The organism is Pseudonocardia sp. Ae331_Ps2, assembly GCF_001932405.1.
Lineage (GTDB): Bacteria > Actinomycetota > Actinomycetes > Mycobacteriales > Pseudonocardiaceae > Pseudonocardia.
Genome location: NZ_MCIM01000001.1, coordinates 140060 through 155605 on the forward strand (window position 1 = coordinate 140060; position 15546 = coordinate 155605).

Sequence of the window (15546 nt, forward strand, 5' to 3'; positions counted from 1 at the left end):
GAACGGCCGTCCCGGCGGTGAACGTCCGGACCTATCCACCCACCTCTCCCAGGATGCGAACATCACTTTGTGGCGAGTCCGGACACCGTGGCACCCTGTATCCGTGCCCGCACTCCGTCTCCGCCTCGTGGCGCGTCGCCACGTGGACCTGAACCGGACCCGTAGCGCGCTCTGTCGTCGGCACTGACCCGACGGCCCCTTCTGAACCGCCCGGGCCGCTCCGCGCCCCGTCCCAGGCCGGAGTGCGCCCGAACCCACATCGGAGCACCCACCACATGGCGCCCTCGAAGACCGCACCCCGCCGCCCGAAGGGCCAGGGGCAGTGGAAGCTCGGCCACCGCGAACCGCTGAACCCCAACGAGCGCAGCAAGCGCGACGACAACCCGCTCAACGTGCGCGCGCGGATCGAGAACGTCTACGCCAAGCGCGGCTTCGACTCGATCGACCCCGCCGACCTGCGCGGCCGGTTCCGCTGGATGGGGCTCTACACCCAGCGCAGGCCCGGGATCGACGGCGGCCGCACCGCGGCGCTGGAGCCCGAGGAGCTCGACGACTCCTACTTCATGATGCGCGTGCGCCTCGACGGTGGCTCGGTCTCGGTCGAGCAGCTGCGCGCGCTCGGTGAGGTCTCGCAGCGCTACGGCCGCGACACCGCCGACGTCACCGACCGGGAGAACATCCAGTACCACTGGATCCGCGTCGAGGACGTCCCGGCGATCTGGAACCTGATCGAGCCGCTGGGCATACAGACCACCGAGGCCTGCGGCGACTGCCCGCGCGTGGTCATGGGCTCCCCCGTCGCCGGCGTCTCCGCCGACGAGGTGGTGGACCCCACCCCGGCGATCGACGAGATCGTGCGCCGCTTCATCGGCGACCGTGAGCTGTCGAACCTGCCGCGCAAGTTCAAGTCCGCGATCTCCTGGCAGCAGGACGTCGCGCACGAGATCAACGACATCTCCTTCGTCGGCGTGGAGCACCCCGAGCACGGCCCCGGCTTCGACCTGTGGGTCGGCGGTGGCCTGTCGACCAACCCGCGGATCGCGGAGCGCCTCGGCGCCTGGGTCCCGCTGGACGAGGTGCCCGACGTGTGGCACGGCGTCATCCAGGTCTTCCGCGACTACGGCTACCGCCGCCTGCGCCACCGCGCCCGCATCAAGTTCCTCATCGCCGACTGGGGCCCGGAGAAGTTCCGCCAGGTCCTGGAGGACGAGTACCTGGGCCGGAAGCTGGTCGACGGCCCCGCCCCGGCGGTCCCCGAGCGCCCGATCGACCACGTCGGCGTCCACAAGCAGAAGGACGGCCGCAACTACGTCGGCGTCGCCCCGCCCTCGGGCCGGGTGTCGGGCACGACGCTGCTCGCCGTCGCCGACGCCGCCGAGCGCGCCGGGTCGGACCGCATCCGGTTCACCCCGTACCAGAAGATCGTCGTGCTGGACGTGGCCGACGACAAGCTCGACGGGCTGGTCGAGGACCTGAACAAGCTCGGGCTGCCGGCCCGGCCGTCGACCTGGCGTCGCGCGACGATGGCCTGCACCGGCATCGAGTTCTGCAAGCTCGCGATCGTCGAGACCAAGGAGCGGGCGATCCGGCTGGTCGAGGACCTGGAGAAGCGCCTCGCCGACGTCGTCCCCGACGTGCCGATCACGCTGCACCTCAACGGCTGCCCGAACGCCTGCGCCCGCACCCAGGTCGCCGACATCGGCCTCAAGGGCCAGATCGTCACCGACGCCGACGGCAACCAGGTCGAGGGCTTCCAGGTGCACCTGGGCGGCGGCCTCGGGCTCGACTCCGGGTTCGGCCGCAAGCTGCGCGGGCTCAAGGTCACCAGCGCCGAGCTGGGCGACTACGTCGAGCGGATCGTGCGCCGCTTCGCCGAGCAGCGCGACGGCGACGAGCGCTTCGCCCAGTGGGTCCTGCGGGCCGACGAGGCGGACCTGAAATGAGCGAGCGCGCCGCGACGTTCTACTGCCCGTACTGCGGCGAGGAGGACCTGCGTCCGGCCGAACGGTCGGACAAGGTCCCCGGCGCCGCCTGGTGGTGCGCCGGCTGCCTGCGCACCTTCGTCGTGACCTTCGTGGGGATCGGCGTCCCCGAGACCTCGGGAGCGGAATCATGAGTGTTGCCCTGGAGACCGACCTGCGGGTCACCGCCGAGCGCGGTGCCGCCGACCTCGGTCCCGACGCGACCGCCGAGCAAGTGCTCGCCTGGGCCGCGGAGACCTTCGGTGACCGGCTGATCGTCGCCTCCAACATGCAGGACGCCGTGCTGGTCGACCTCGCCCAGCGGGCGAAGCCGGACGTCGACGTGCTGTTCCTGGAGACCGGCTACCACTTCGCGGAGACCATCGGCACCCGCGACGCGGTCGACGCCGTCTACCCGCAGCTGCGCATCGTGAACGCGCAGGCGGACCAGTCTGTCGCCGAGCAGGACGCCGTGTACGGCAAGGACCTGTTCGCCCGCGAGCCGGACCGCTGCTGTGCGTTGCGCAAGGTCGTCCCGCTGGAGCGGACCCTGTCCGGCTACGACGCCTGGGGCACCGGCGTCCGCCGGGTGGAGGCCCCGACCCGGGCGAACACCCCGCTGGTCACCTACGACGAGAAGTTCGGCCTGGTGAAGGTCAACCCGATCGCCGCCTGGTCCGACGACGACATGGACGCCTACATCGCCGAGCACGGGATCCTGGTGAACCCGCTGGTCGACGCCGGATACCCGAGCATCGGCTGCGCCCCCTGCACCGCGAAGCCGAAGCCCGGCGAGGACCCCCGCTCCGGTCGCTGGGCCGGTCGCGCCAAGACCGAGTGCGGGCTGCACGCATGACCGCCCTGGAGGAGACCGCCGTGACCCCCGCCGTCACGACCCCGGCCCTGGACGCGCTCGACGCCCTGGAGTCCGAGGCGATCCACGTGTTCCGCGAGGTCGCCGGCGAGTTCGACCGCCCGGTGATCCTGTTCTCCGGTGGCAAGGACTCGACACTGCTGGTGCACCTGGCGATCAAGGCGTTCGCGCCGGCCAAGGTGCCGTTCGGTCTGCTGCACGTCGACACCGGGCACAACTACCCCGAGGTCATCGAGTTCCGGGACCGGGTCGCCGCGCAGCACGGGCTGCGCCTGGACGTCGCCCGCGTCGAGGACTACCTCGCCGACGGCCGGCTCGTCGAGCGCGCCGACGGCACCCGCAACCCGCTGCAGACCCAGCCGCTGCTCGACGCGATCGCCGAGCACCGCTACGACGCCGTGTTCGGCGGCGGGCGGCGCGACGAGGAGCGAGCCAGGGCCAAGGAGCGGATCATGAGCCTGCGCGACGCGTTCGGCCGCTGGGACCCGCGCAAGCAGCGCCCGGAGCTGTGGAACCTCTACAACGGACGGCACGCCCCCGGCGAGCACGTTCGTGTGTTCCCCATCTCCAACTGGACCGAGCTCGACGTCTGGCGCTACATCCGGCGCGAGGGCATCGAGCTGCCGTCGATCTACTACGCGCACGAGCGCGAGGTGTTCCAGCGCGACGGCATGTGGCTCGCCGAGGGTCCCTGGGGCGGAGCGCGCGACGGCGAGAAGCTGGAACGCAGGTCGATCCGCTACCGCACGGTGGGCGACGGCTCGTGCACCGGAGCCGTCGAGTCCACCGCCACCACCCTCGACGAGGTCATCGCCGAGGTCACCGCGTCGCGGCTCACCGAGCGTGGCGCGACCCGGGCCGACGACCGGCTGTCCGAGGCCGCGATGGAGGACCGGAAGAAGGAGGGCTACTTCTGATGACGGGCACTGCCGACACCGCCTCCCGGTCCCTGCTGCGCTTCGCCACGGCGGGCTCCGTCGACGACGGCAAGTCCACCCTGGTCGGGCGCCTGCTCTACGACACCAAATCGGTGCTGGCCGACCAGATCGAGGCCGTCGAGCGCGCCTCGGTCGACAAGGGGATGTCCACCCCGGACCTGTCGCTGCTCGTCGACGGCCTGCGCGCCGAGCGCGAGCAGGGCATCACCATCGACGTCGCCTACCGCTACTTCGGCACGCCGACGCGGGAGTTCGTGCTCGCCGACACCCCGGGTCACGTGCAGTACACCCGCAACACCGTCACCGGCGCCTCCACCGCCGAGCTGGCGGTGCTGCTGGTCGACGCCCGCAACGGCGTGGTCTCCCAGACCCGCCGGCACGCCGCGGTGCTGTCGCTGCTGCGCGTCCCGCGTCTGGTCCTGGCGATCAACAAGATCGACCTCATCGGGTACGACGAGGCCAAGATCGCCGACATCGAGCGCGAGTTCACCGAGCTCACCCGCTCGCTCGGCTTCGACGACGCCGCGGTGCAGGTCATCCCGGTGTCCGCGCTGGTCGGGGACAACGTGGCGTCCCGCAGCGGGCACACCCCCTGGTACACCGGGCCGACGCTGCTGGAGCACCTGGAGTCGGTCCCGGTCGAGGGCCCGGACACCACGGCCCCGTTCCGGATGCCGGTCCAGTACGTGATCCGGCCCCGCACGGACGAGCTCCACGACTACCGCGGCTACGCGGGCCAGGTCGCCTCGGGCACCGTCCGTCCGGGCGACGAGGTCGTCGTCCTGCCCGAGAGGCACCGCACCACGGTCTCCGAGGTCCGGACGGCCGACGGCCCGCTGGCGGCCGCCGGGGCCGGGCTCAGCGTCACCGTGCTGCTCGCCGACGACATCGACGCCCCCCGCGGCGCCCTGATCGCGGCCGCGTCCGACGTCCCGGAGGTCACCTCCGAGATCGACGCGACGCTGTGCTGGCTGGCCGAGAAGCCGCTGCTGCCCGGCGCGCGACTGCTGCTCAAGCACGGCACCCGCACCACCCAGGTGATCGTGGGGGCGCTGGGGTCGCGGCTGGACACCGAGACGGTGTCCTACGCCCCCGCCCCGGAGAAGCTGGAGATCAACGACATCGGACGGGTGTCGCTGCGCGTCGCCGACCCGCTGCCGGTCGACGCCTACGCCCGCGTCCGCACCACCGGCGGGTTCCTGCTGATCGACCCGCCGACGGGCAACACGCTCGCCGCCGGGCTGGTGGGCGACCCGCTCGCGGCGGTGCCGGCCGCCGGCTGACGGTGACCACGCCCGACGGCCCCGCACCCGCTCCGGGTGCGGGGCCGCGGTCGTCCCCGGCCCCGCGACGACGACCGCGACCGACGGGACCGTGGCGTCGCGACCCGGCGATGATCGCGACGAGTGAGGGGATCGGTGCCCGAACCGGCACCGATCCCCTCACTGCTGGCGATCACCGGGTGGGCGCGACGGCGCACGGTGTCCGGACCGGCCCCGGTGTGTCGGGTCACAGCCGTGGCCCACGACAGCGATTCGTCCACGCCTCCGCCCGGACACCGGCTGGTCACAGGAGTTGTCCGGACACCTTCACCGCGGTCCCGACCTGCGGACGTCGGCTTGTCGACACCCCGCTCGCGTTCCACCATGGATCGGTGACCACCACCGCCACGCCCGCCGACCGGGTCCTGTCGCCCGGCCGCTCGCAGGCGGATCCGGCGGTGTCCTGGCACCTCGTCGCGCACCTCGAGCGGTTCTGGCCGTCGCGCCGGCTCGACGCGTTCGACGAGTTCTGTCGCGCTCGCTGACCCGTCCCACGGCGCCGAGCGCCACCCCACCACACCACCGGTCACCGTGACCGCGGCCGCCCCGCACCCGCGTCCCCCACCGGGACGCGCCGGGGCCCGGGACCGCGTCCGCCGGCAGTCCGGGAAGGATCGTCCGTGCCCACACTCATCGTCTTCGCCCTCGTCGGCCTCGCGGCCCAGCTGGTCGACGGCGCGCTCGGCATGGCCTACGGCATCACCTCGACCTCGCTGCTGGTCTTCGCCGGGATCAACCCGGCCACCGCGAGCGCCTCGGTGCACCTGGCCGAGGTCGGCACCACGCTCGCCTCCGGCGCCTCGCACTGGCGCTTCGGCAACGTCGACTGGAAGCTCGTGCTCAAGCTGGGCGTGCCGGGCGCGGTCGGCGCGTTCCTGGGAGCGACGCTGCTGTCGGCGCTGTCCACCGAGAACGCCGCCCCGTTCATGTCGGGGATCCTGCTCGCCCTCGGCGTCTACGTCCTGCTGCGCTTCAGCGTGCGGCCGCCGAAGGTCGCCACCGCCCGCACCTCCCCGCACGGCGCCCGGTTCCTGTCCCCGCTCGGCCTGGTCGCCGGCTTCGTCGACGCGTCCGGCGGCGGCGGGTGGGGCCCGGTCTCCACCCCGGCCCTGCTCGGCGCCGGACGGACCGCACCGCGCACCGTCGTCGGTTCGGTCAGCGCCTCGGAGTTCCTGGTGGCGCTCGCCGCGAGCGCCGGGTTCCTCGTCGGGCTCGGCCACGAGGTGCTCGACCCCTCCACCATCGGCGGGCTGCTGATCGGCGGGGTGCTGGCCGCGCCGCTGGCGGCCTGGCTCGTCACCCGCATCCCGGCGCCGGTCCTGGGCTCGGCGGTCGGCGGCGTCATCATCCTCACCAACGCCCGGACGCTGCTGCGGGCCGCCGACGCGAGCGGGGCGGTGACCGCGGCCGTCTACGCCGTCATCCTCGTGCTGTGGGCGCTGGCGATCGGTGCGGCGGTCATCCGGCTGCGCCGCAGCCGGACCGAGGACGCGGCGACGCCGGTCGACCAGGAGCAGCCGGTCTCCACCAGCTGACCTCCCCACGGGCCGGGCGGATGCGGTGTCCGGACACCCCGTCCGTCCCGTGGGCGACACCTTGTCCGCTTCGTCCCGACGGCGCACGATCGGGGCCATGACCGCCCCGGTGTCCCGTCGCTGCGCGACGCACCCCGCGGTCCTCGCGTACCTCGCGCGACACCGGGAGGAGTTCTGGCCGTCCCGGCGGCCGCACGCCTACGACGAGTTCTGTCCACGGTTCTGACGCGCGTGGCCCGGCCGGGCCACGCGCCGCCGTGTACCCGCACCCACTCGTCGTGGAGGAACTCCATGTCCCGCACCACCTCCGGGGGCCACCCGTGAGCACCCCGTCCGACACCCCGCCCGGCACCCGCGCCGGCACCGACCACGAGCCCGGGGACGTCCCCGCACAGCGCCGGCTCGCCCTGAACGAGGACTGGGCCGCGACGGTCGTCGGCCTCCTCCTGCTCGTGCTGATCCTGTCCGGGCTCTGGCCGGGGTGGCTGGTCCCGTGACCGACCAGCACGCCGGCCGACCGGCCGAACCCCAGACCCCACCGCCGCCCCAGCCGGAGACCGGGCCCGACTCCGGGTCCGGCTCCGGGACACAGGCGTCGACCCGCTCCCCCGTCCTGTGGGGGCTCGGCGGCGTCGCGGTCGTCCTCGTCCTCGGCGGACTCGTCCGCTTCCTCGAACAGACCGTCCCGGACGCCGCCGAGGGCACCGCGCTGTCCGGGATCGCCGACGCGATCGAGTACCCGGTCTACGCGATCGCGCTCGGGCTGCTCGGCAACGTCGTGCTCACCCTGACCGGGCTGCGCGAACGGCTCTCGGGCGGCTTCCGCACCGAGTTCTTCATCAAGACCGGTCTGGTCCTGCTCGGCGCCTCGATCGACTTCTCGGTCATCGTCCGCGCCGCCGGACCGGCCGTGGTGCAGGCGGTCGTCCTGATCACCGTGGTCTTCGGCTTCACCTGGTGGCTCGCCGGGCGGGCCGGGGTCGACGACAAGCTCCGCGCCCTGCTGGCGTCCGCGGTGTCCATCTGCGGCGTCAGCGCGGCGATCGCGGCCGCCGGCGCGGTGCAGGCCCGCAAGGAGCAGCTCGCCTACACGGCCAGCCTGGTGATCCTCTTCGCGCTGCCGTCGATCTTCCTGCTGCCCGCCGCCGTCGGGGCGCTGGGGTTGTCGCCCGCCGTCGCCGGTGCGTGGATCGGCGGCAACATCGACACCACCGCCGCGGTCAGCGCGGCCGGGGCGATCGTCGGCGAGGAGGCGCTGCAGATCGCGACCATCGTGAAGACCACCCAGAACGCGCTGCTGGGCGTCGTCGCGGTGGCGCTGACGGCCTATTTCACGCTGAAGGTCGAGCGCAGCGGCTCGGCGGGCCGGCCGGGCCTGCGCGAGTTCTGGGAGCGCTTCCCCAAGTTCGTGCTCGGGTTCCTCGCCGCCTCGGTGATCGCGACCGTGTTCGTCGCGACCGCCGGCTCCGACGTCGCGAAGCCGCTGATCAGCGACGTCAACGCCTTCCGGACGACGTTCCTGATCCTGGCCTTCGTCTCGATCGGCCTGGAGTTCCGGGTGGCACCGCTGCGGGAGGCCGGGTGGCGCCCGATCGGGGTGTTCGCCGCGGCGACCGGGGTCAACCTGGCCGTCGGCCTCGGACTGGCGGTCCTGCTGTTCTCCGGTCTGACGGTCTGAGTCCGGTCCCGCCCGGGGCACACCCCGGGCGGGACGGCTCAGGCCGCCGGGACGGCGCGGGCCGCGGCGCCGGGCAGGGCCCCCAGCACGGCCCGGGCGACGGCGTCGTTGTAGCGCAGGCTCTGCGCGTTCATCCCGGGCCGGGTGAACGCCCCCGCGACCTTGACCGTGGTGTGCGGCCCGACCGCGAACCGTCGCTCGTGCACCCCGCCGTCCGCGGTGTGCAGTGCGCCGTCGGCCGGGCGGACCGACAGCAGTCCGGTGTTGCGCAGCGGGGCGCCGTCGTCGTCGTACAGGACCTCTTCGACGGCCTCACCACGGGCGAGCAGCCCGCCCAGCAGCCCGTCCACGGTGCGCGAGACGCTCGGGTCGGGCAGCCGGGCGTCGACCAGCACCCGGGAGGTGACCGGCTCCGCGCCGGCGAGGGTGGTGCTCGTGGCGTGGAACCCGTCGGCGTCGACGTCAACGGTCATCCCCGCCCCGAGGAACCGCAGGTACCCGGCACGGGAGAGCGCGAGCATCTGGCGGACCCGGAACCCCGGCGGGCCGGAGGCGACGGAGTTGAAGAACGACTGCCACCACGGCAGGTCCCGCGCCCGCGAGCGCGGGGAGAGCACCCCGGCCCCGGCGAGGCGGGTGGTCTCGGTGTAGACCGACAGCATCGCGACGAACGCGCCCAGGTGCGGGGTGTGCCGCTCGTCCACGTGCTGGCGCAGGTCCTCGGCGATGCGCTCGCGCACCAGCGGTTGCAGCGTCTCCAGGTCCGGGGCGTGCACGCCGTCGAGCGGCCGGTCCAGCGCGGTGAGGTCGAGGCGGTCGAGCGGGTCGGGCACCAGCTCGGCGATCAGCGCCGTCTCCTCGGGCGAGCCGTGCGCGACGGCCGCGAAGCGCTCGGCGAACTCGTCCCACCCGGCGCGGACACGGTCGGGGTGGCCGACGAACAGCTCGTGGTACCAGCCCCAGCCGATCTCCTTCGCCATCAGCGGCCACACCTGGGTGGCGACGTCGACCGGGCCACCGGAGGCGATCAGGGCGTCGACCACCTCGGGCGTGAGGAACCGCGGCAGCGGCGGACGCCCGCCCCGCAGCTGGTAGTGGGTCTTGGAGTGGTAGATCGCGCCGCGCGGGGACCCGCCGACCAGCACCGGCTCCCGCCCGCACGGCTCGTAGCGCAGCCGGTCCGGGTCGGTGTCGTCCGGGTCCGCCACGAAGCGCCCGCCGCGGCCCTCGAACAACAGCACCACGAGGTCGACGAACGCCAGCCCCAGCCCGCGGGCCAGCACGGTCTCGCCCGGGGCGATGACCGAGAGGTCGGAGTCCGAGGTCTGCTCGGGGGGCAGGTAGAGCAGGCCGAGCTCGGCGGCGCGGGCGGCGAGCGCGATCTCGTCGTCGGTGGGGGTGGCGTCGAGGTGCCCGGAGGCCAGGACGACGGCGTCGCCGCGCAGGACGGTGCCGTCGGCGAGGGTCACGACCTGCCGGCCGTCGGCCTCGTCGAGGGCCTCGGCGGTGCTGCGGTGCACGTGCACGCGCATCCCGGCCGGCGCCCGCTCGACGACCTCGCGCAGCACCGCGGCGAGGTAGTGGCTCTGCAGCCGCCGCGACGGGAACGTCGACGCCGTGACCTGCGCCAGCTCGTCGGCGAGCTCCGGACCGAGCTCGGCAACCGGGTCACCGTGCTCGCGCAGGTCCCGTGCCCAGTCCCAGAACGACGGGCCGGGCGCCACCGGGCCGTCGCAGACGACCGAGTCGTCGGTCCACATCGTGACGTCAGCGGCCATCGAGTTCATCGCGAGCAGCGGGGACTGCGCGTGCCGCCAGATGCGGCCCGCCCCGGCCGGGAACGGGTCGACGAGGTGGACGTCGACGCCGGGGCCCGCGAGGGCGTCGGGCAGCAGCTCGGGGGCACTCGTGACCATCCGCTCGAGCACACCGGCCCCGCGGGGGCCGGCGCCGACGATCACGACGGACGGGGCGTGCGGAGTACGGGACATGGGGGCGCTCCTGGTTCGGCGGGCGGAGGGGGACGACCCCTCACAGCGCCCACCGCAGGCGGCACAGGTCGACGTGCCTGCGCCTCACCAGCCGGAGACCCATGGCGTCCACGGTAGGTCTCCTCCCCGTCCACGGCCACCCGTCACGGACCGTTCCTCGGGGTCAACGTCGTGACGCACCCCTGGGATTCCGGGCGTGGCGGTTCAGGTCGCCGGACCCGCCAGGGTGACCCGCAACGGCCGGTCGGTGCCCGCCGTCGTCTCGACGGCCTCGGCGAGGATCTCCAGGACGGCCGCGTGGGTGCCGGGGTCGGCCGCGGCGAGCGGCCCGTCGGCGACGACGAGCTCGACCGGCCCGGGGGGCAGCCAGGACAGGTCGCCCAGGCAGTCCGCCAGCGCGTCGAGGTTGTGGCCGTAGTACTCGGGGAAGCTCAGCGCCCGGCCGAGGGCGGACAGGACCGCGGTGCGGTCCGCGGCCCCCTCGACGACGGCGACGAGACCGGAGCCACCGGCCCGCCCCCGGGCCGCGTCGACGGCGGGGGCGGTTCCGGCGCTCTCACGGGGAAGGGTGCTCACCTCGAGACGTCTACCACGACGAACGAGGCGTAGTGGTCGGCCGTGTAGTAGTACTCCCCGCCCGATCCGGTGACGATCCGCCGGGCACCGCGGGTGCTCGACCCGGGGGTCGTCACGGTGAACTCCTTGTAGTAGCCCGAGGACTTCGCGGGCAGGATCCCCTCCCGGTTCTGGAAGGTCGTCCCGTCCTGGCTGTACGGGTACGGCCCGCCGGAGCGGATCAGCCGGTAGGTGTCGGTGGCCTGCGACGGCAGCGACGACAGCGCCCGCACCGGCAGCCCGGACTCCTCCTCCCCCGGCACGGCGGCCGGGGCGGCGGGAGCGGCGACGGCGGCCGGCGCGGCCGGGGCGGGTGCGGCGACGGCCGCGGCGGGCAGGGCGAGGCCGAGGACGGCCAGTACGGCGACGAGCGCCCCGACGATCAGGGCACGCAGCCCGGTCCGCGCATCCGGTCGAATGATCATGGTCCGGACGCTAGGTTGCGTCACCCTTTCGGGTACAGGTGTCGCAACGAACCGTCACGGGCTCGTCACCCGCCGTTTCCATGACCGGCGCGACGACCACCCTCCGTTCGCCCGCCGACCGCGCCGACCGGCCCCTGACAGGCGATGATCACGACCGGTCACCGCGCCGGCGCACCCGGTCACCGTGTCCTGCGTCGCACCGGTGTTCTACGCACAGTAAAAGAGCGTTGGAGCGGGTACAACGGAGTTCGAGAGACCAGGAACGACTGCGCATGACACGCCCCGACCCCGACACGTTCAACGGAGAACGTCGCATGACCGCAGAGTTGATTCACCCCCTGCCCGAGGCTCCCCCACCCGTGGAGACCCCGGCACCCCAGGCCGGCCGCTCGACCGTGGACCGGCTGCTGGACTCGATCGACGACCTGGTGCGCCGCCACCGCGCGCTCGCCGCACACGACGACGCCTCCGCCGCCCTGCACGCCGAGCTGATCGCGGCCGAGCTGGACCAGCAGGTCGCGATCCTCCGGACGATGCCCCGCCAACCCGGCGGCTGACCGGACGGGTCAGAGTTCGGCGGCCGCCGGGATGATCTCCGACCCGAACACCCGCAACGGCTCGATCGCCGCCACGTCCGGCACCATGGTGTGCACGTGCTGCACGCCGAGTGCCGCATAGCCGCGCAGCTCCTCGACCGCCGCCTTCGGATCGGCCGGGTCGAGCCGCGTCATGACCGTCTTCTCGATCTCGTCGTAGTCGCGCCCCACCTCCTCGCAGCGGGTGCGCAGCACGTCCAGCTTGCGCTCCAGCTCGGGGCCGCCGAACAGGTTGCACGCGTCGGCGTACTGCGCGACCAGGCGCAGCGTCTTCCTCTCCCCACCACCGCCGATCAGGATCGGCGGGTGCGGCCTGCGCAGCGGCTGCGGCGTGTTCAGCGTGGCGCCGAGCCGGTAGTGGGTGCCCTCGAAGGGGCCGTCGTCGTCGCTCCACATCTGCCGGGCGATGCGCAGCGTCTCCTCCAGCCGCTCGAACCGCTCCGCCGTCGGCGGGAAGAACAGTCCGAGCCCGGTGGCCTCCTCGTCGTTCCAGGCGGCTCCGATGCCCAGCATCGCGCGGCCCTTCGACAGCACGTCCAGAGTGGTCACGGCCTTCACCAGCAGACCAGGGTCGCGGTAGGTCACCGCGGTCACCCAGGCCAGCAGGTCGACCTTCTCGGTGCGGGCCGCCAGGTAGCCGAGCACGGTGTAGGCCTCGAGCATGTCGGTCTCGACCGGTCCGACCGGCCGGATCTGCCAGAGGTGGTCCATGACGCTCACCCGCGCGAAGCCCTGTTCCTCGGCCGCCGCGGCGATCCGGGACAGGTCGTCGGCCAGCCCGGCCGGGCCGGCCGGGTAGGTGAAGTCCGCGATGTGCAGTCCGATCCTCACAGCTGTCCTCCCATAAACGGAGCAATCTCCGTTTACGAGCGTAGCCCTCTCCCGACGACGGGCGCCACCGCACGCATCGGACCACGGGCGTCGCCGGTTCGGTCGACTCCATCACGTCGCGCACAACCGTTCGGTGCGGTTCACTGGCGTCGTGATCGCGCTCGTGCGGAGGCTGCACATCGACCTCGCCCGGACGGCCGGGGCGCTCTGTCCGTGTCCCTGAACCGCCGCCTCTGATCAGCGGCCCCCGCACACGTATCGCACCCCTGGGAGTTTCACCCATGCCCCTCGTCACCTTCGCCGTCAGCGGTCAGGGCACCGGCGTCGCGCAGACCGTCGCGGTCGACGGCGCCGACTACGTCATCGAGACCGACGCCTACCCCGCCTTCGGCGGCAAGGACGAGCACCCCAGCCCGCTCGCCTACACGCTCGCCTCGCTGTCGTCGTGCAACCAGGTCACCAGCTCGATCGTCGCGAAGGAGCTCGGCATCACGATCGAGCACGTGCGCTTCGACGTCGCCGCCGACTTCAACCCGACGACGATGACCACCGGCACCCACCGCGACGGCGAGACCACCTTCCAGAACCTGCGGATCGACGCCGTCATCACCACCGACGGCACCGACGAGCAGGTCGCGCAGCTCGCCAGCGAGACCGAGCGCCGCTGCCCGGTGTCGCAGCTGTTCGCCCTGGCCGGGGTGTCGATCACCAGCACCTGGACGAAGGCCTGAGGTCCTAGTCTGCGGGGGTGGCAGACACCGTCGACTCCCCCGCACTCGTCCACCTGGCCGTCGAGGCCGGGATCGCGACCATCACCCTGGACTCGCCGCGCAACCGCAACGCGCTCTCGGCGCAGCTGCGCCGGGAGCTGATCGCGCACCTCGACGCGGCGATCGCCGACGACGCGGTGCGGGTGATCGTGCTGACCCACACCGGCACGGTGTTCTGCGCGGGCATGGACCTGCGGGAGTCGCGGGGCGCGGGCGCCGAGCAGCAGGGTGTCACCGAGGTGCCGCGGATCCTGACCACGCTGTGGGACTCCCCGAAGCCGGTCGTCGCCCGCCTGTCGGGGCCTGCCCGCGCCGGCGGGGTCGGGATCGTGGCGGCGTGCGACATCGCCGTCGCCGCCGAGTCGGTCACCTTCGCCTTCTCCGAGGTCCGGATCGGGGTGGTGCCCGCGGTCATCTCGGTGACCGTCCTGCCCCGGCTGTCCGCCCGCGCCGCGCACGAGCTCTTCCTCACCGGCGAGACCTTCGACGCGCGGCGCGCGGTGGCCGTCGGGCTGATCAACAGCGCCGTCCCGGCCGAGGCCCTCGACGACGAGGTGGCCCGCTACACCGGGATGCTGCGCCTCGGTGCGCCCGGCGCTCTGGCCGGGACGAAGGCGATGCTGCGGCGCGAGCGCCCGGCGGCGATGAGCGACGACTTCGCCGCGATGAACACGCTGTCCGCGTCCTACTTCGCCTCCGAGGAGGGGCAGGAGGGCATCCGGGCCTTCGGGGAGAAGCGGACGCCGTCCTGGGTGCCGCAGGGCTGAGCCCGTTGCCCCCGGCCCTGGCCCGGCCTGCCTGGCCCGGCCTCGCCTCGCCCCGCCCTGGCCCGGCGCGCCTGGCCCCGCCTCGCCCTGACCCGGCCCGGCCCGCCCACGCCCTGGCCTGAGCCGGCCCGGCCCGGCCCGGCGAGTGGCACGTCAGGCACCTCGGACCCCCTCGGACGGGTTCACGACGTACCACTCGGCGCGTGGTCCAGGGCCCGGCCGATCTCCGCGACGATGCGCCCGGGCTCGTCGCGCAGGTCGAACCGGGTGTAGCGGTAGATCCGCCACCCGGCGTCGACGAGGCGGGTCACCCGGGCGGCGTCGCGCAGGACCCGGTCGGGGCCGGTGTGGTCGGCACCCTCGTACTCGATGCCGACGCGGGCCGCGGGGTAGGCGAGGTCGAGCCACACCGCGCGGCGCCGGACGTCGTCGCGCACCGGGTGCTGGGCCTGCGGTCTCGGCAGCCCGGCCCGGACCAGGAGCAACCGCAGCCGGGTCTCGGGTGGCGACGCGGCGCGCCGGTCGGCGAGCCCCAGCACGCCGGGGACCCTGGACACCCCGCGCAGCCCCCGGTAGCGGACCGCGAAGTGCAGCAGCAGGTCCGGGGAGAACCCGTGCCGGAACGCCAGCGCGTCCACCGCGACGACGGCGTCGGTCTCGTCCTCACCACGGGCGAGGTCGAACGCGGTGCGCAAGGGCGTGGTGACCCGGATCCCGTCGCGCCACTCGATCTCACCGGGGTGCAGCCGGTCGCGGCGCACGCGCACCCCGGCCGGGGCCCGGGCCCGGACCGGGAGCAGCACCTCGACCGGCGCCCCGGCCGGCGCGCACGGAGCACCGGACAGCTCCGCCGCGGCCCATCCCGCGATCACCCCGCGACCGCCGGACCAGCGGGACACCGCCCGGCACCGGTCGGCGTGCCCGAGCGGGACGAGGTGTCGGGCGGCCCAGGTGTCGGGCAGCACCCGGACGAACGCCGGCCCCTGCAGCCGTCGCGCCGTCACGAGACCGGCTCGGACAGCGGCCGAGCCGCGGAAGATCAGGGGCCACCCCGGTACGTCCACCGGCGCAGGATCGCCGGGACACCGCGCCGGCGGGGCCGTTCGGCGTCCCTGGTGTGCGATCGCGAACCAGTTCGGTCGCCGGGGTGCGCCGAGTGGCACACCACGGACCCGGGACCGGCCCCGACGGGTTCACCGCGTACCACTCGGCGGGCCCGTTCGGCGCCCCGGCGGGGCCGAGC

General features: G+C 73.7%; 19 protein-coding genes. 14 read left to right on the top strand and 5 right to left on the bottom strand.

Annotated elements, in window-relative coordinates; all coding sequences use genetic code 11:
- The first annotated feature begins 275 nt into the window (after nt 1-275).
- The 10 genes from Ae331Ps2_RS00700 (at nt 276) to Ae331Ps2_RS00730 (ending at nt 8308) form a co-directional block, all read left to right on the top strand.
- Complete coding sequence (locus Ae331Ps2_RS00700) at nt 276-1943, top strand: nitrite/sulfite reductase (protein WP_075311384.1); 1668 nt, start codon at nt 276-278, stop codon at nt 1941-1943.
- A complete protein-coding gene (locus Ae331Ps2_RS00705; RefSeq protein WP_020624363.1) occupies nt 1940-2116 on the top strand; it encodes a hypothetical protein in 177 nt (58 codons plus the stop codon). The genes Ae331Ps2_RS00700 and Ae331Ps2_RS00705 overlap by 4 nt, the downstream gene beginning before the upstream one ends.
- On the top strand, nt 2113-2817 hold the full coding sequence (locus Ae331Ps2_RS00710) for a phosphoadenylyl-sulfate reductase (protein ID WP_075311382.1): 705 nt from the start codon (nt 2113-2115) through the stop codon (nt 2815-2817). Before Ae331Ps2_RS00705 ends, Ae331Ps2_RS00710 begins: the two co-directional genes overlap by 4 nt.
- A complete protein-coding gene (gene cysD / locus Ae331Ps2_RS00715; protein WP_020624365.1) occupies nt 2814-3752 on the top strand; it encodes a sulfate adenylyltransferase subunit CysD in 939 nt (312 codons plus the stop codon). Before Ae331Ps2_RS00710 ends, cysD begins: the two co-directional genes overlap by 4 nt.
- Entirely contained in the window at nt 3752-5056 is a 1305-nt protein-coding gene (locus Ae331Ps2_RS00720; protein ID WP_075311380.1) for a sulfate adenylyltransferase subunit 1, read from the top strand. Before cysD ends, Ae331Ps2_RS00720 begins: the two co-directional genes overlap by 1 nt.
- Nucleotides 5057-5427: 371 nt before the next feature.
- Nucleotides 5428-5580, top strand: coding sequence for a hypothetical protein (locus Ae331Ps2_RS31745; RefSeq protein WP_020624367.1), 153 nt, complete (start codon nt 5428-5430; stop codon nt 5578-5580).
- 135 nt (nt 5581-5715) lie between these two features.
- The gene (locus Ae331Ps2_RS00725; RefSeq protein WP_075311378.1) at nt 5716-6630 is read left to right on the top strand and encodes a sulfite exporter TauE/SafE family protein; all 915 of its coding nucleotides are present in this window, start codon (nt 5716-5718) and stop codon (nt 6628-6630) included.
- Nucleotides 6631-6727: 97 nt separating this feature from the next.
- The gene (locus Ae331Ps2_RS33815) at nt 6728-6856 is read left to right on the top strand and encodes a hypothetical protein (protein WP_020624369.1); all 129 of its coding nucleotides are present in this window, start codon (nt 6728-6730) and stop codon (nt 6854-6856) included.
- Nucleotides 6857-6950: 94 nt separating this feature from the next.
- The gene (locus Ae331Ps2_RS31750; RefSeq protein ID WP_020624370.1) at nt 6951-7127 is read left to right on the top strand and encodes a hypothetical protein; all 177 of its coding nucleotides are present in this window, start codon (nt 6951-6953) and stop codon (nt 7125-7127) included.
- Nucleotides 7124-8308, top strand: a complete 1185-nt coding sequence (locus Ae331Ps2_RS00730) for a YeiH family protein (protein ID WP_083695089.1) — start codon at nt 7124-7126, stop codon at nt 8306-8308. The genes Ae331Ps2_RS31750 and Ae331Ps2_RS00730 overlap by 4 nt, the downstream gene beginning before the upstream one ends.
- A gap of 38 nt (nt 8309-8346) precedes the next feature.
- Here Ae331Ps2_RS00730 and Ae331Ps2_RS00735 read toward each other — a convergent pair whose 3' ends face one another.
- From Ae331Ps2_RS00735 to Ae331Ps2_RS00745, 3 genes are all read right to left on the bottom strand, one after another.
- Nucleotides 8347-10299, bottom strand: a complete 1953-nt coding sequence (locus Ae331Ps2_RS00735) for an FAD/NAD(P)-binding protein (RefSeq protein ID WP_075311376.1) — start codon at nt 10297-10299, stop codon at nt 8347-8349.
- 204 nt (nt 10300-10503) lie between these two features.
- Entirely contained in the window at nt 10504-10875 is a 372-nt protein-coding gene (locus tag Ae331Ps2_RS00740) for a barstar family protein (RefSeq protein WP_075311374.1), read from the bottom strand.
- Nucleotides 10872-11339: a ribonuclease domain-containing protein gene (locus tag Ae331Ps2_RS00745; RefSeq protein ID WP_075311372.1), complete on the bottom strand. Its 468-nt coding sequence runs from the start codon at nt 11337-11339 to the stop codon at nt 10872-10874. The genes Ae331Ps2_RS00740 and Ae331Ps2_RS00745 overlap by 4 nt, the downstream gene beginning before the upstream one ends.
- A 314-nt stretch (nt 11340-11653) precedes the next feature.
- On the opposite strand from Ae331Ps2_RS00745, the gene Ae331Ps2_RS30885 reads away from it, so the two are divergent.
- A complete protein-coding gene (locus tag Ae331Ps2_RS30885; RefSeq protein WP_139318973.1) occupies nt 11654-11896 on the top strand; it encodes a hypothetical protein in 243 nt (80 codons plus the stop codon).
- 9 nt (nt 11897-11905) lie between these two features.
- Here Ae331Ps2_RS30885 and Ae331Ps2_RS00755 read toward each other — a convergent pair whose 3' ends face one another.
- Nucleotides 11906-12766 (bottom strand): LLM class F420-dependent oxidoreductase, encoded by an 861-nt coding sequence (locus Ae331Ps2_RS00755; protein ID WP_020625692.1) that lies wholly within the window; start codon nt 12764-12766, stop codon nt 11906-11908.
- Between the two features lie 151 nt (nt 12767-12917).
- On the opposite strand from Ae331Ps2_RS00755, the gene Ae331Ps2_RS34090 reads away from it, so the two are divergent.
- The 3 genes from Ae331Ps2_RS34090 to Ae331Ps2_RS00765 are packed head-to-tail and all read left to right on the top strand — an operon-like array spanning nt 12918 to nt 14303.
- Nucleotides 12918-12989: a putative leader peptide gene (locus Ae331Ps2_RS34090; protein ID WP_371336414.1), complete on the top strand. Its 72-nt coding sequence runs from the start codon at nt 12918-12920 to the stop codon at nt 12987-12989.
- 58 nt (nt 12990-13047) lie between these two features.
- The gene (locus Ae331Ps2_RS00760) at nt 13048-13497 is read left to right on the top strand and encodes an OsmC family protein (RefSeq protein WP_075311368.1); all 450 of its coding nucleotides are present in this window, start codon (nt 13048-13050) and stop codon (nt 13495-13497) included.
- Between the two features lie 17 nt (nt 13498-13514).
- Complete coding sequence (locus Ae331Ps2_RS00765) at nt 13515-14303, top strand: enoyl-CoA hydratase-related protein (RefSeq protein ID WP_075311366.1); 789 nt, start codon at nt 13515-13517, stop codon at nt 14301-14303.
- A gap of 182 nt (nt 14304-14485) precedes the next feature.
- Here the strand turns inward: Ae331Ps2_RS00765 and Ae331Ps2_RS00770 are convergent, their stop codons facing one another.
- Nucleotides 14486-15367 carry a hypothetical protein gene (locus Ae331Ps2_RS00770; RefSeq protein WP_075311364.1) on the bottom strand — a complete coding sequence of 294 codons (882 nt, stop codon included), beginning with the start codon at nt 15365-15367 and terminating at the stop codon, nt 14486-14488.
- Nucleotides 15368-15546 lie beyond the last annotated feature (179 nt).